Source organism: Carnimonas bestiolae (genome assembly GCF_051251145.1).
Lineage (GTDB): Bacteria > Pseudomonadota > Gammaproteobacteria > Pseudomonadales > Halomonadaceae > Carnimonas > Carnimonas bestiolae.
On the sequence record NZ_JBPCZK010000009.1, the window covers coordinates 89,378 to 103,137 of the forward strand.

A 13,760-nucleotide genomic window follows, 5' to 3' on the forward strand; every position below is an offset into this window, starting at 1 on the left:
CGCGGATATTGCTGACACGCAGCGAAACGTCTTCTCATTGAATTACCTAACACGTTGCTCGCGGTTTCGGTAATACGAGCTGCTAGCTGTGAAGGATGAAACTTGAATAAAAAAGGCAGCTGCGCGCGAGCCCAGCTGCCAATTTGTGACTAATGAGCGAGAGATAATCCCTCAGCGCGTGTTAGTCGACGTATTTCTTGAGAATTTCCTTGAAGTCCTGACCCAGCGACTTATGACGCTTGGCGTACGAAATAGTGGCTTCCAGATAACCGAGTGCGAAACCGCAGTCGTAGGTGTCACCTTCCATGCGGTAAGCTTCGACTGGATGGCTACTGCGCAGCTCATCGATGGCATCGGTCAGTTGGATTTCGCCACCAGCGCCGGGTTTAGTTTCCGCCAGCAGCGGGAAAATGGATCCCGGCAGCAGATAACGGCCAATTACTGCAAGGGTAGAGGGCTCTTTGCCGCTTTTCGGTTTTTCGACCATGCCGTTGATTGGCGTGTGACGGCCGGCTTCGGGCGCGTCGCCTTCAAGCGATACGATACCGTACTTATAGGCCACTTCCTGCGGCACGTTCTCGACCATGATCTGCGCATTGCCAGTTTCGTCGTATGCCTTGATCATGCCGGCCAGGTCATTAGGCGTGCGGCCATCGGCGTCGACCAGTACATCTGGCAGCATCACGACGAAGGGATCATTGTCGCCAATAACCGAGCGTGCGCAGAGGATGGCGTGACCGAGGCCTTTTGCTTCTTCCTGACGTACCGAAATGATGGAAACGTCGCTAGGGATAATGTTGCGCAGTTCTTCCAGAAGCTCGGTTTTGCCTTTCGCTTCCAGCTGATGTTCCAGTTCGAAATGATGGTCGAAATGGTTCTCAATGGCGGCCTTGGCGGAATGGGTGACCAGGACGATCTCCTTGATGCCAGCGGCTACAGCTTCTTCCACCACATATTGGATTACCGGCTTATCAACGATGGTAATCATTTCCTTGGGAATAGCTTTAGAGGCGGGAAGGCAGCGAGTACCAAAACCCGCTACCGGAAGAACTGCTTTGCGAATCATCAAGTTTCTCTCTTGGTAAATAAAAAGTATCGCTATCGTGGCACCGCAATAAATAGCCGTGCGGCGCATTGGATGTGCGCCAGCATTTCGACAGCGAGGCAGATGGCGTTTATTTGAGCATTCCCTTAAGGGAGTTTCAATCGTCCCTTTAATGTATCTGATGAAGGGGACGCTGCGCCATGAGATTTGTCGCGCAAAAGGGTGTGTTTTTGTTACGGCGCATTACGGCATGTGCTGATAGGTGCGGTAATGCGCCGTTCGCCAGGGGATGGCGTTATGCAGGGCTGGAGGACTCGGTCAAATGGCGCATCGAGCCTGATTCGACAACAGCCTGATGCCAGGACAGTGCTTCCTCGAGAAGATGCGGTGTATGGCCTCCGCGCTCGCAAGCACGCTCGAAGTAATCGAGCAGAGCGGGGCGGTAGAGAGGATCAGCGCAATTTTCGATGATAATCAGCGCCCGCTCACGCGGTGCACGGCCGCGAAGATCGGCCAATCCATGCTCGGTCACCAGAATATCGACGTCGTGTTCGCAATGATCGACGTGGCTGACGAAGGGCACAATGCTCGATATATCGCCGTTTTTCGCCAGTGATTTGCTGATGAAAATCGACAGGTGAGCATTACGTGCGAAATCGCCCGAGCCACCGATGCCGTTCATCATGTTGGTACCACACACGTGAGTGGAGTTGACGTTACCGTAGATGTCGAACTCGAGCGCGGTGTTGATGCCAATGATACCAATGCGGCGGATGATTTCGGGTAGGTTCGAGATTTCCTGCGGACGCAGTAGGATACGATCCTTGTATTGCTCAACATTGGGCCAGAAGCGTTTGCCGACTTCTTCGCCAAGGGTAATCGAGGTGGCGGATGCGAAACGGAATGTACCGTTTTCGAGCAGCTTGATGGCGCTGTCCTGCAGTACTTCCGAGTACATGGTCAGCCCTTCAAAGCCCGCTGCGCCCAATCCTTCCAGCACCGCGTTCGCCATGCTGCCAATACCCGCCTGGAATGGCAGTAGCTGATTGCTCAAGCGACCGCTGGTCACCTCACTTTTGAAAAAGGCGATAAGGTGATCGGCGATGTGCTGAGTATCGGCATCGGCAGGAACGTTGGCGGAAGGCGAGTCGGGACGGTGAGTGAGTACGATGGCGGCAATCTTTTCAGGCGGAACCTGAATATAAGGGGTGCCAATGCGGGTGTCGGCGGCGGTAACCGCGATCGGCGTTCGTTCGGGACGCATTTCGGGAATATAGATGTCGTGCAGACCTTCCAGCGCCTCGGGCCAAATATCGTTGACTTCGATGATGACCTTGTCAGCGAGCCTGGCGAAGCTGGCAGAATTGCCTACCGACGCAGTGGGAACGATACCACCGTCCTCTGTGATAGCAGTCGCCTCGATGATCGCGATATCCATATGGCCAAGATGGCCATGGCGGGCCTGTTCGACCACTTCCGACAGGTGGATATCAGAAAATAGCACTTCACCCTTGTTAATGGCCTTGCGCAGCGTGCGATCTACCTGAAACGGCATGCGTCGTTCGAGTACGCCGGCATTAGTGAGCGATGCATCAACATCGTTGCCCAGCGAAGCGCCTGTTAGCAGGGTGATTTTAAGTGGTTCTTTTTTGGCGCGCTCGGCAAGCGCCAAGGGTACTTCTTTTGCCTCTCCCGCCCGGGTAAAACCGCTGGTGCCAATAATCATGCCGTCCTTGATCAAGGATGCGGCTTGTTCGGCACTCATTTTTTTGGATTCCCAGCCCGGTAGTCTACAGCGGTGTGACATTATGATTCTCCTCAACAAGACAGAGTCATCATACTCCTTTTTAAATGACCTGTTTTAGGGAGATTCTAATACCATCGTGGCGCTACTTCAGGTGGCAAGATTGCGCTACAGCGACTACAGCGACTACAGCGACTACAGCGACTACAGCGACTACAGCGTGTGCGGGTCGTGGATGCGGCTAATTATGTCGAGCAGGGCGATGACGCGTTCTTCGCCGCTGCGCTTGTCGAGCAGGCGGGTCAGGCGTGCGGCATCGCTATCGGGAATCGGCTGCAGGTGCGGTTTGAGTCCAATGTAGTGATTAATAGGATCGTCTTCGTAGCTGGTCGCGTGTTCTTTCAGCATATCGATCAGCGATACCGGCACCGCCACCGGCGTGTCGCCGAAGCTGACTAGTCGCAATACGCCGCGCGTCGAGCGAATAGGGCGCCAGTTACTCGCGACTGCACTCAGGCGAATAAACAGATAATAGGGGAATAGCGGCTCACGACGTGCCTTTTTATCGCTTTTAGCCACTATAGGGTGAAAGATTTCAAACCCTTGGCGGTGCAGGTTCTCGGCGGCTCTTAGCGATTCGCCGCCTTTGCACTGGATGGCATACCAGCGGTAAACAATTGGTTGTTCCAGATCGCCTGTCATAGGCGCACTTCCTTGCAGCCCGTCAGCTGCCTTCAAAAATGACGGCAGCACCCGCCGACCATAAGGCGCCGAGTGCTGCAAAGGTGTAAATAGTGTCTACGCGCGAGCGCTGTTGGAAACCGCTTGGCTTAACGTAAGACGTACGCGCTTGATGCGGTGGCGCTCAACATCGAGTACGCGGATGTCCCAACCGTCAATGCTGGTAGTAGCGCCGATGTAGGGCAACGATTCAAGGCAATAGAGCACTAGCCCGGCCAGCGTTGTGTAGTCACGACCAATAGGAAGCGGCTGCGGCAGCTCTTTATTGATGTCGTGAATGTCTTCGCTGGCATCAACGTCGAAGCTTTGCTCATTGACCTGAGTCACCACCGGCGCCTCTTCTTCGCCCTTGTTAGGCAGTTTGCCTGCAATTTCCTCGAGGATATCGTTAGTGGTGGCGATGCCGGTTAGCGTGCCGAACTCGTCGACCACAAATGCGATGCTATTACCCGAGTTGCGGAAGTGCTCCAACGCATTGATGACCGAAACATTTTCGAGCAGCACCAGCGGTTGCTCAATCCAACCCCGCAAATCTTCTGGGGGATGGGCGGCGATGAGCGGATCAAGCAAGCGTTTGGTATTGATTACGCCCAGCGGCTCATCACTATGGCCATCTTCGATCACCACGAGCCAGGAATGCTGACTTTTAGCGATGGCGGCCAGTTGCTCTTCTATGGGATCGTGCAAATCGATCGTTTCGATGTCTCGACGTAGCGTAATAATCGCTTCAATTGGCTTGTCTGCCAGCGACAGCACGCCTTCCACCATGCGGCGCTCGCTGGCGCCAAACAGCTCTTCAGCGGCGGCGCTTGAGGTGTGTCCATCGTTCAGCGATGCCTGTACCGACAGGTTATTACCGCCAATCATGCGCATTACCGCTGCTGTGGTTCTAGCACGACGGCTACTGTAGGGCGCATCGGCACGATTGCCGCGGCGGCGCAGCTCCTGCAATAGCTCCACCAGCAGCGAGAATACAATCGCGCCGTAGAGATAGCCCTTCGGAATTTCGATATGAACGGCTTCGCACACCAGACTTAGCCCGATCATCAGCAGGAAGCTGAGACACAGGATAACGATGGTGGGGTGCTTCGACACGAAAACGGTCAGCGGCTTACTTGCCCACATCATGATACATACCGCGATAACCACCGCGATCATCATGATTTCAAGCTGCTGCACCATACCCACGGCGGTAATCACCGAATCAATCGAGAACACTGCGTCGAGCACCACGATTTGCGCCACCACCATCGCCAGCGGCGAGAAACTTTGGCTATCACCACTGGAGTGATGGGTGGCGGGCGAAATGTGCTCGTGCAGTTCGCTGGTCGCCTTGTACATCAGGAACAAGCCGCCGGCGCACAGGATGAGATCGCGTAAGCTAACGCCCAAATCACCAATCGAGAAGAGCGGTTCGGTGAGGCTCATCAGCCACGACATGCTGGCCAGCAGCGCCATGCGCATTAGCAGCGCCAGCGCCAAACCGATTACCCGAGCGCGGTCACGCTGAGAGGGATGCACCTTGTCGGCAAGGATGGCGATGAACACCAGGTTATCGATGCCCAGCACCAGCTCTAGAACGATCAGCGTGACTAGACCTGCCCACGCGGTGGGATCAAGAAATATCTCAAGCACGGCGGCCGACCAAAGCGCAGATGTTCACGCAGCGGAAGGAGTTATTGGCACAGCGAAAAGCAGCGCTTTTCAGCGCTTGAAATGTGGGTGCGCAAGAAAGACAACAGGGTCCGTCAGCGGTGGTATTCAAGTGTTTGTCCATATCGTTGTGGAAAGCGGATTCTAAGACCTGATCGAAAGCTTGGCTAGGGCGCACTGGAAATAGGCAGACGCGAACCTGAATGGCGTTAGTTCAGCACAGCGCAGGCCGCTGCAGCGGCTTGCGCGCAATTCCGTTGTTGTATTGGCGTCAGGTTAGAAGATTGAGCGTTTATATGTAAGGCGCGAATCGGGGGCGCGCCACAAAAAACAGCGGTAGGGCATGGTATTGCCGATAGCTGTCAGGTGAAGTGTCCGGGGGCTCTTAAGGCGCAGCTCATGACTAAAAAGCTTCGATCAGCGTTTAGCTGTGATAGCATCGTCGGAAAGCGGCTCACGGCGTCATCTAAAGCATGCCGTGCGGGCGCATCAAGTTTTGTTGGAGAGACACCATGTTGAAATACGCTTTCGCTGCAGGTGCCATATTGATGGCAGGCTCAGTGCACGCAGCGCCTGCCTCCTCACAGGTCGATCACTATTTCTCGACCATGCAACTGTCGATTGATTCGGCCAACGACCTCGGTGCCAAGTGCAGTGAGGCAATCAAGCAAGGCAAACCAACCTCCAGCGGTATTTGCGTCTCCTTCGAGCAGTCGTACAGCATCGTGCTCGACCAGTCAGAGCGCTTGAATCAGGAACTGAAAGACGCCAATCAACAACTGCCGAAAAGCGACCCACGCTTAGCGAAGCTGCATTCCTCTGCCAAACAGCTGAATAAGTACGCTGATAGCTATTATGCCAAAGCGGGTGATAGTCAGAAGAAGTAGCGCAGTAGGGTAACAGGCTGCACAGTAGTGCAGCGGCGGCATGGATAAAGAGTTTTTCTTGCAGTAAGCAGTATTGCGGGAGCCACGCTCCCGCATTTCCCATCAGGCGGGCATAGCTCAGTTGGTAGAGCGCCAGCTTCCCAAGCTGGATGTCGAGGGTTCGAGTCCCTTTGCCCGCTCCATATCGAATAGCCAGCACTAGCCAATATGACCGCAAATACCGCGTGACTGCTGGCTTCCCTAAATTCCTATTAGACAGTATTAGCCATCATTAGCCAATATATCATTGAATAATATGTATGCCATTGTGTATGCTCACCGCTCACTCAGGGTTGGCATACATGAAACGTGATCAAATCAAGCGACGTCCGCTCGCAGATACCGTCATCAATGGGCTTGAGCCTGAAGCCACAGCATACCGAGTTCTTGATGGGAACGGCCTTTATCTGCGCGTAAAACCTGATGGTCGCAAATCGTGGGAGTTACGGTACAAAAAACCTGACGGCAAATGGTCGTGGCTTGGCCTTGGGCCGCTCAGCACGACGAATGGCAGGCAGGCTCGCCAGAAGGCGCGTGATGCGTTATCTCTGGATAACCCTGCGGCATACAACGAGCATACACCGGCGAAGCCACGGCATACATTCAGGGAGTCGGCAGAACGGTGGCTAAGCCACAAATCTGACCTTGGCCGCTCGCATAGCTCACTGCGACAAATGAGAATGTATCTCGATAATGATATCCTGCCCGTGCTAGGCGACATGGACATCACCCGAATTACACGCGCTGATTGCACTATGGTGCAGGATGCGATGGAGGCGCGGGGCGCTCTCAATGTTGCTGGAAAAGTGCGGTCATGGATGCGCCAGATATTTTCTCATGCAGTAGCTAGGGGGCTGATCGATTCCAACCCGGCATCGGAATTGCGCCACATAGCAAAGCCCGCTCCTGAATCAACCCAATATCCCCACTTGAAAGAATCTGAGCTACACGACTTCTTTGTCGCTCTCTCACGGTCTAACAGTCGCGCAGGCACAATCAATGCTGTTCGGATGATGGTTTATACCGCAGTACGTCCGGGCATGATTCGTGCTGCCGAATGGTCAGAGATTGACGTCGATATTTGGCGGGTACCTGCTGCCAAAATGAAAATGCGTCGAGACTACGTTACCCCGCTATCTGATCAGGTAATCGACCTGCTGACGAATCAGCGACAGCTCTCAGGTAGGAGCAGGTATATTTTCCCCGGCGATAGCTCAATGTACCCCACGCTATCTAATTCAGCCCTCAATAACGCGCTGAACCTCATAGGGTATAAAGGGCGGCTAGTGGGGCATGGCGCTCGCCACACGGCCTCCACACTGCTCAGGGAGCACGGATGGCATCGAGACTGGGTGGAAGTGCAGTTAGCCCACAAAGAATGCGGGGTGGCGGGGGTATATAATCAGGCTACCTATCTGGACGGGCGGCGGGCCATGATGCAGTGGCTTGCAGATTATTACGATGATCTATTTGAGGGGATGGGCGATGAGATGAGGGCGGTATACGATAGCATCGTTAACGTTATTCAATACGTTCGCCCGTCTCGATTCTGAGTGCATTGTATTCGTAAATGTCATGCTGCCTGAATAAAACCTTGGATTGCCTCAGCACACCCTCCTTGAACCCCTTTGGGCAGCGTGGGTCGCTGGCGCGGCGGCGGTCAAACTCGCGAATGCTCATGCCGCATATGCGCGCCGCTTCCTCTTTCCCGATAATGACATATCGCGGGTCTGGCTGTGTGTTCATAAATCCTCCGACAATAAAAAAGCCGCTCAGGGCGGCTGTTATCGTTTCTTCTCTCTGCGTTTTCTTTCTAATAGCTCCTTGGCTACTAAATCGCGCAACTCAGCGTCCCAGCTCGTGGTGCGCTTAGCCATGCTGACTGCCTTCAGCGTCTAGCCGGTCGATGGCCGCCGCGATAAGCGCCCCTGCTTTTTCGAGATTGCGGCGGGGGTCTTGGCCCGGCTTCCAGTGATGCTCATCCCACGGCCACGCAAGAGGGGAGTAAACCGGTGGCGCATAACCGACACTAGTGCGTCTCGCAGCGTGTATGTAACAGTATGAGGCGCTAATCAAATCGAAAGCGCTGACGTTCATGTCATGCTCAGCATCATAGCCGCGCACCACGATTTGCCGCTCGCGTTCCGCCGCGATTGCCTCGATTCCTGACGTCATTTTCCTATCTCCCAAAATAAACCGCCTCGCGGGCGGCAACATGTAACTATCGCTTGCAGGTTCAGCTATTAATCGTCGCTTGGCGGCTCGGGCAGGTGCTGCCAATGGGTTATTTCGATTTCGCTGTCTGGGCAGTTTTCCTCAATCATCTTGCCTCCACAGTTGTAGGCAAAAACGAAGCTCCCCCAACCTTCTTCATGCAGTCCATAACCCAATACTGTTTCCGTGCTGTCGGGCAGACAGTCTTCAACGCTCATTAACTCGCTCATTTCCTTTCCTCTTTATCCCATCCTCCCCGCCAATCGGTATATTCACACGTGCCCGGCAGGTATCTTTCAAAATCGACGGCTTCTGAGTAATATCCGTTCGACTCTCCAAGCCAACGCATCCAAACGTGACCTTTGTCGGTGTTGATTGTGTAGAAGGTCGCCGTCGCGCTTTCTTCGTAACCATTGGAGCTGCTCAGGTCTACCGCCGACTCAGTGATGCTGAGAACAGTTGCGTTAATCAGGTCACATGCCTCGCCGTCAAAATCTTCGAGCTGCACTTTCTCGCAGCAGTCTTGATCGTGATGGAATCTGTACAGCCTTCCCGATCTTGTTTTAAGCGTTACTTCATCGGAGTATTTTTCGAGGCCGATAAAGCTCTCAATTACTTCTCCTTGGATATCCTCTAGGGCCGTTATCATTTCCGCTCCTCAAACTCTGTGCATTTGACGGCAATAACGCCGTCAGGGTATCTAGTGATAGGGCGCATGCGGGCAAAATCCAGCTTGCTACAGTCGTCGCGATGGCGAGCGCACGCTAGGCACATGCTGCCCTTGGGCTGGTGTTTCATATCTTTTGCTTGATGATGCAATCGGCGTAGGTGTGGACGAACTTTCCCGTGTTAGCCGATTCGTAATAAACGCCTGACCCCGACTCGTCGGAGATAACCCTTCCCGTCGATAAATCATCGAGAACCAATCTGCCTCCGCTGTAGCAAGATACGTTTGCCGCACTTCCGTAAGAAAGCAACCGCGCTCTCTTGGCATCTGTACATCCTGAGATAAGAAGAATTGCAAGTGCTGTTATAAATAGTTTCTTCATTACTTGTCCTCCAAAAACGGCCACATAAACCACGTAAACGCAGGGCAGGCGAGCGCGTGATTTTGCAGCCAGTCGGGTATGTTGATAGGTAGGTCTAGCTGGGTGGCGGGTAAGTGCTCGTCGATCAAAACGAAAACCCTTTCTCCCTCGCCGCATCAAAGGCTTCGATATTTGCCTCCCGATTTTCTAGCAGCCATTCAGCTAGCCGCTTGTGACTTCTTTCTACCCACTCGGAAGCCTGCTTGGCTGCGCCAGTGCCTTTGGCTGTCTCGTCTCTCTCACAAACTCCCATAAATTCATGAGCATTGAGGACATCGATAAACAGCCTGTCTGGTATATGGGCCATGCTTCCCCCTTAATTCAGGCTATAAAAAACCGCATTCAAGCGGCCTTATACTCGGTTATATTTTGCTAGATTTAGAAGACCATCTGGCCTTCGGCGTTATGCTCTGGATAGCGCAGCCAGATTGATTCTACTAAATCGATCTGCATCATCAGCCGAAACCACGACTTCCAGCCAAGCGCAGAGTAGGGGCGGCATATCTGCTTACCGTTCGCGAACGTTATTACTATCTGGGGCATAGCGGCTCATTACATCCTGTACAATTTCGTCCATGTCTCTATATTCATTCAGAACTATTCCCATCGCATCTAACAGCATTTGCTCCACCTTCTCATTAGGCGTGGCGGTATCGGCGCGGAGATAAACAACGCCATACCCACTACCTATATTTGGGTCATGTTTTACCCAATCAAAGCGATGGGTTCCGTCAGGGTATTTACCGCTGTAATACGTAACTATCGCATTATGTGCAATTACGTCAGTGCTCGGGAATTTAACTGGCTTGGTCATTGTTCGCCCCTCGCTTTAGTCAAAAATTCTTTTGCATTTGAAAGCAGTTGTAACGCTGCTTGATCATTGCCATCAATTCCGTGGGGAAGAAAGGAGAAAACGTTCTGGTTGCTGTGAACCCATCTGCCCGGACGTTCTAGGTGGTAAATATTTACCTTATCGGGGGCGTCTTTGTGTTCTTCCAAAGCGCATATGCACATGGCCTGCGCCCTAGTAATTTCGATTACGCTCATAATTCCTCCAACAAAAAGCCCCGCGATGGCGGGGCGATGAACTTTCTCAATAAGTGGTTGTCATAAGAGATGTTCCCTTGTGCGGAAGCACTGTTTACCCAGCCATGCGCTGGGTATTTTTTATGTCATACGTAGCTGGTCATAGCGACTGGTGCCGCTAATCAACCGTTGTAGGTGATGCGACGGCGATGTGCCGTCTTTAATGTGGTCAATCATCTTGACGCCTACGGGGCTGCCAAGTGCTTTTGACGCTCCGTAAATATCGTATTCCCAGAATATGAGGTGTATCGCATCGAAGTGGCAGCACAAGCAGTGGATACGGTTGACGGCGATTCTATCCAGCCAAATACCGTCAGCATGCACTGGCTTCTCGCCATGGCCGATATACACGCCTTCCAACGGTGCTGACTCAACAGCCGCCAGCGCCTGCGTGTATTTCGATTCGGGAATATCCTTGTAGCTCGCTACGCCGAACCGGTCTTTCAGGTAGCGGTATATAGCGGGGAAGGCTTTGCGCTGATTCTCCTTGCTTACGCTGGCATATACCCGCTTGGCTACTTCGCGCTGCAAATCCCGTTGGTGCTGGTGGGTGAGGGTGCAGCTCTCTACCCGCCGCGGGTGGAAATGCTCGAACAGTACCTTGAAGCATTCACGCTGGTACATGAGCAACGTGTCGCGAATCTCTGGTTTAACCCGATTAGCGTCGATGCCGAATAGCCAGCCGTTTAGTAGCTCAAGTGGCAACGTGGTGTGCTGCTGGATACCTCCGTTCGAAGGTATGTCCATCATGGACACCCCTTGAGAAAGTACGGGATGGCGCTTGATTCTCTTGAGTTGTGCTTCCCATTGAAGACCGATGGCATCGGTAATGGGCTTCATAGCCACGCGAATGGTTTCACCATCGCGAACGGTTAGAAGTTTGTTGCCGTGGAATGAAACTACAGCAGGTGCTGTCATGGTGTGGCTCCTTGGAATCTCAGGGGCCGCCCATCTCGCTGTCAATCGAAGGGTGGGCGACAGTACGCAGGTTGACAGACCGGCTTCCAAGGATACCGGCAGGCCGAAGCCTCCCACGCACTGCCGCCCATAACTTGCGGGCACTAAAAAAGCGCCATTGCTATGGGGCGCTTGTGCGCCTCGGAATATTCGAGCTGTCAAACCCGACCGCTGATTTTGCAGCGGCAGGAGTAGAGTAGCCCGACACATGAGGCGCGTCAACGAATCGGATTTGCAATTAATTCAAAGTCTCCTATAGTCCATTTGAGTGAGTTAGATCACTACCTTCGTTATTTGACATTTGCCCAGTGCCCCCTACGCTGGGCTTTTTTTGATCAGTAACGTGTATTATGCTGGACAAGGGTCTGGCACATGCCCGCCCTGCGTTAAGCTTTTTCCGCCGGCTAAGGTCGCTACCCTAAGCAACGCAGACAAGCAAATGTGCAAGCCAGAGCATCATTGAGGCTCCTCACTAAGTTGGTAGCCCGCGCCAACGGCGACAGAGCGGGCATCTAAGGTGATTTAATTTCAATCCCGCGATGACGGGATGGAGGTACTTAACTTACGCAGCGGAATACTTTCGCGGCAGCGGCCCGTGGTCAGCGTTAGCCGCCTCACCGAATTTCGCGTGCCATTGATGATGACATGCTGGGCATAGCCATCGAACCTCGAGCTGCTTTAAATAGTCATCATGATGGGCATGTATTGGCTTGTCAGAACGTCCACATTGCTCACATGCGTGAGGCTTTGAGATATTTCCACGGACTAGTGCGTGGTTAACACGATTATGGGCTTGTTGTTTGATCGGGTTATTCCTCCTGTATTTCTTTGTCCCTCTGTAAATAGCCAATTTACCTTGTTCTGTTGCTTGATATTTTTCGCGAGCTTCAACTCGATGTGGAAGCATAGCTCTCTTTCTTTCATATTCCTTGTAATGCTCAATATTTTCTCGATAGTTTTTTCTAACCCGTTTCTTTCTACATTCTTTACATGATGAATCTCTGCCTGATAGCGAGTTATTCTTATAGAAATCCTCAACGGGCTTTTTGATGCCACACTTCTTACACACTCTCATGCGAGCCTCCTAGGCATAAAAAAGACCGCTTGTTAGCGGCCTGTCAGTTAAATAACTTATTGATTTAGAATGGTATTTCCGAATCAAAATCATCGAACGATGACGGATTAGGCGCGCCGTTTTGAGGCTGCTGCTGATACTGCTGGCGTTTGTGCTGATTTACGTCCGTATCGCCAGCACCGCCCGGACGGTACCCCATCTGGTAGCCCTGCGACGCCTGTTGCTGCTGGCGATGCGCATCTTGCGGCGGTGCCTGATACCCCTGCTGTTCGCGGTTCGGCGTGTCCAGCATCTGCATATCGTTGGCAACGATTTCGGTCGAGTATCGGTTCTGGCCGTCTTGCGCCTGCCATTGCCGTGTTTGCAGTCGGCCCTCGATGTACAGGCGCGAACCCTTCTTAACGTACTGCTGCGCTATTTCCGCTAGCTTGTTGAACAGCACAATCGAGTGCCATTCCGTTTTTTCCTGCCGCTGGCCTGATTGTTTATCTGTCCAACTTTCCGACGTGGCAATACGCAGGTTGCACACCGGATTGCCCGAAGGCATAAAGCGCACTTCGGGGTCTTGGCCAACATTTCCTATAATGATTGCTTTGTTCACACCGCGGGCCATATTGCCTCCTAAAAGGCCGCTCAGGCGGCCTTATTACGTAAAATGTTTTCGTAGTGATCTACCAGCTTGGCAAACTCGTTCATATCTCGCTCTAGCTGCTCGATATAATCGTCGTCGCGCTTAAACTCTCGCCACCATAGTTGTTTGCCGATAGGCTCTAGGGCAGGGCAGTAGAGCGCCATGTGCCAGTATTCTCGGCCGGTAATCCACATGCCGCCCTGCACCTGAGCTATCACGTCGCCGATATCGTTATCAATCCAGATTGATCTCAGCTTAGAGGCGTCGATGAAACATTTGTATTCAGCGCCGCCGTTGTCATCGATCAGGCCATCGGCGGATGCACCGAATAGCCCGTTATCGCTAAGCACAAGGCCAGCCTCTTCAACAATCAGACCTGTAGCTGCCTCGTGTTCGAATCGGGCCATAGGCTCTAACTCATGTCCTCGCCGCATCGCCCACGTCTCGAAACCTTCGGAAAGCGGCTCCCCGCTAATTCGCTCGACTGCGAGACGAAATGCGTAATCATTTGCCGCTGCGGTAGGCTGTCCCTTATTAGGGCCGCTCTTGAGCTTCTTGCGGGCTTCTTCGAACATACTTGCGGTGATTACACCTGCGCGT

16 protein-coding genes and 1 tRNA gene are annotated in these 13,760 nt (G+C 53.0%); 3 read left to right on the forward strand and 14 right to left on the reverse strand.

Annotated features, from left to right (window positions below; translation table 11 throughout):
• Positions 1-181 precede the first annotated feature (181 nt).
• The 4 genes from galU to R84865_RS11175 form a co-directional block, all read right to left on the reverse strand.
• On the reverse strand, positions 182-1,066 hold the full coding sequence (gene galU / locus R84865_RS11160) for a UTP--glucose-1-phosphate uridylyltransferase GalU (protein ID WP_435639703.1): 885 nt from the start codon (positions 1,064-1,066) through the stop codon (positions 182-184).
• A 274-nt stretch (positions 1,067-1,340) separates the two neighbouring features.
• Positions 1,341-2,852, reverse strand: coding sequence for a succinyl-CoA:acetate CoA-transferase ScpC (gene scpC / locus R84865_RS11165; protein ID WP_435639704.1), 1,512 nt, complete (start codon positions 2,850-2,852; stop codon positions 1,341-1,343).
• A gap of 150 nt (positions 2,853-3,002) precedes the next feature.
• Entirely contained in the window at positions 3,003-3,491 is a 489-nt protein-coding gene (locus R84865_RS11170) for a transcriptional activator RfaH (RefSeq protein ID WP_435632392.1), read from the reverse strand.
• Positions 3,492-3,587: 96 nt separating this feature from the next.
• Positions 3,588-5,165 carry a TerC family protein gene (locus tag R84865_RS11175; RefSeq protein ID WP_435639705.1) on the reverse strand — a complete coding sequence of 526 codons (1,578 nt, stop codon included), beginning with the start codon at positions 5,163-5,165 and terminating at the stop codon, positions 3,588-3,590.
• A 530-nt stretch (positions 5,166-5,695) separates the two neighbouring features.
• On the opposite strand from R84865_RS11175, the gene R84865_RS11180 reads away from it, so the two are divergent.
• The 3 genes from R84865_RS11180 to R84865_RS11190 all read left to right on the forward strand — a co-directional run bounded on the left by R84865_RS11180 (position 5,696) and on the right by R84865_RS11190 (position 7,662).
• Positions 5,696-6,070 (forward strand): hypothetical protein, encoded by a 375-nt coding sequence (locus R84865_RS11180; protein ID WP_435637703.1) that lies wholly within the window; start codon positions 5,696-5,698, stop codon positions 6,068-6,070.
• Between the two features lie 106 nt (positions 6,071-6,176).
• Positions 6,177-6,252 (forward strand) — tRNA-Gly (locus R84865_RS11185).
• Between the two features lie 159 nt (positions 6,253-6,411).
• A complete protein-coding gene (locus tag R84865_RS11190) occupies positions 6,412-7,662 on the forward strand; it encodes a tyrosine-type recombinase/integrase (RefSeq protein WP_435639706.1) in 1,251 nt (416 codons plus the stop codon).
• A gap of 316 nt (positions 7,663-7,978) precedes the next feature.
• Here the strand turns inward: R84865_RS11190 and R84865_RS11195 are convergent, their stop codons facing one another.
• The 10 genes from R84865_RS11195 to R84865_RS11240 form a co-directional block, all read right to left on the reverse strand.
• Positions 7,979-8,284, reverse strand: a complete 306-nt coding sequence (locus tag R84865_RS11195; RefSeq protein ID WP_435639707.1) for a hypothetical protein — start codon at positions 8,282-8,284, stop codon at positions 7,979-7,981.
• A 68-nt stretch (positions 8,285-8,352) separates the two neighbouring features.
• Positions 8,353-8,553, reverse strand: coding sequence for a DUF551 domain-containing protein (locus R84865_RS11200; RefSeq protein WP_435639708.1), 201 nt, complete (start codon positions 8,551-8,553; stop codon positions 8,353-8,355).
• Positions 8,550-8,972, reverse strand: coding sequence for a DUF7448 domain-containing protein (locus R84865_RS11205; protein ID WP_435639709.1), 423 nt, complete (start codon positions 8,970-8,972; stop codon positions 8,550-8,552). The genes R84865_RS11200 and R84865_RS11205 overlap by 4 nt, the downstream gene beginning before the upstream one ends.
• Positions 8,973-9,496: 524 nt before the next feature.
• A complete protein-coding gene (locus tag R84865_RS11210) occupies positions 9,497-9,718 on the reverse strand; it encodes a hypothetical protein (protein WP_435639710.1) in 222 nt (73 codons plus the stop codon).
• 201 nt (positions 9,719-9,919) lie between these two features.
• Entirely contained in the window at positions 9,920-10,225 is a 306-nt protein-coding gene (locus tag R84865_RS11215) for a hypothetical protein (protein ID WP_435639711.1), read from the reverse strand.
• Positions 10,222-10,458: a hypothetical protein gene (locus tag R84865_RS11220; protein WP_435639712.1), complete on the reverse strand. Its 237-nt coding sequence runs from the start codon at positions 10,456-10,458 to the stop codon at positions 10,222-10,224. Before R84865_RS11220 ends, R84865_RS11215 begins: the two co-directional genes overlap by 4 nt.
• A gap of 120 nt (positions 10,459-10,578) precedes the next feature.
• Complete coding sequence (locus tag R84865_RS11225) at positions 10,579-11,415, reverse strand: phage antirepressor N-terminal domain-containing protein (protein ID WP_435639713.1); 837 nt, start codon at positions 11,413-11,415, stop codon at positions 10,579-10,581.
• Positions 11,416-12,016: 601 nt separating this feature from the next.
• Positions 12,017-12,529 carry a hypothetical protein gene (locus R84865_RS11230; protein ID WP_435639714.1) on the reverse strand — a complete coding sequence of 171 codons (513 nt, stop codon included), beginning with the start codon at positions 12,527-12,529 and terminating at the stop codon, positions 12,017-12,019.
• Between the two features lie 64 nt (positions 12,530-12,593).
• Entirely contained in the window at positions 12,594-13,142 is a 549-nt protein-coding gene (gene ssb / locus R84865_RS11235; protein ID WP_435639715.1) for a single-stranded DNA-binding protein, read from the reverse strand.
• A gap of 20 nt (positions 13,143-13,162) precedes the next feature.
• Positions 13,163-13,760, reverse strand: a 598-nt coding sequence (locus R84865_RS11240; RefSeq protein ID WP_435639716.1) for a lambda exonuclease family protein, incomplete at its 5' end; no start/stop codon positions are given.

What these genes read in the sequence shown, in the direction of transcription:
- galU (WP_435639703.1), bottom strand. Translation starts at nt 1,066, where the DNA reads ATGATTCGCAAAGCAGTTCTTCCGGTAGCGGGTTTTGGTACTCGCTGC.
- scpC (WP_435639704.1), bottom strand. Translation starts at nt 2,852, where the DNA reads ATGTCACACCGCTGTAGACTACCGGGCTGGGAATCCAAAAAAATGAGT.
- R84865_RS11170 (WP_435632392.1), bottom strand. Translation starts at nt 3,491, where the DNA reads ATGACAGGCGATCTGGAACAACCAATTGTTTACCGCTGGTATGCCATC.
- R84865_RS11180 (WP_435637703.1), top strand. Translation starts at nt 5,696, where the DNA reads ATGTTGAAATACGCTTTCGCTGCAGGTGCCATATTGATGGCAGGCTCA.
- R84865_RS11190 (WP_435639706.1), top strand. Translation starts at nt 6,412, where the DNA reads ATGAAACGTGATCAAATCAAGCGACGTCCGCTCGCAGATACCGTCATC.
- R84865_RS11195 (WP_435639707.1), bottom strand. Translation starts at nt 8,284, where the DNA reads ATGACGTCAGGAATCGAGGCAATCGCGGCGGAACGCGAGCGGCAAATC.
- R84865_RS11200 (WP_435639708.1), bottom strand. Translation starts at nt 8,553, where the DNA reads ATGAGCGAGTTAATGAGCGTTGAAGACTGTCTGCCCGACAGCACGGAA.
- R84865_RS11205 (WP_435639709.1), bottom strand. Translation starts at nt 8,972, where the DNA reads ATGATAACGGCCCTAGAGGATATCCAAGGAGAAGTAATTGAGAGCTTT.
- R84865_RS11210 (WP_435639710.1), bottom strand. Translation starts at nt 9,718, where the DNA reads ATGGCCCATATACCAGACAGGCTGTTTATCGATGTCCTCAATGCTCAT.
- R84865_RS11215 (WP_435639711.1), bottom strand. Translation starts at nt 10,225, where the DNA reads ATGACCAAGCCAGTTAAATTCCCGAGCACTGACGTAATTGCACATAAT.
- R84865_RS11220 (WP_435639712.1), bottom strand. Translation starts at nt 10,458, where the DNA reads ATGAGCGTAATCGAAATTACTAGGGCGCAGGCCATGTGCATATGCGCT.
- R84865_RS11225 (WP_435639713.1), bottom strand. Translation starts at nt 11,415, where the DNA reads ATGACAGCACCTGCTGTAGTTTCATTCCACGGCAACAAACTTCTAACC.
- R84865_RS11230 (WP_435639714.1), bottom strand. Translation starts at nt 12,529, where the DNA reads ATGAGAGTGTGTAAGAAGTGTGGCATCAAAAAGCCCGTTGAGGATTTC.
- ssb (WP_435639715.1), bottom strand. Translation starts at nt 13,142, where the DNA reads ATGGCCCGCGGTGTGAACAAAGCAATCATTATAGGAAATGTTGGCCAA.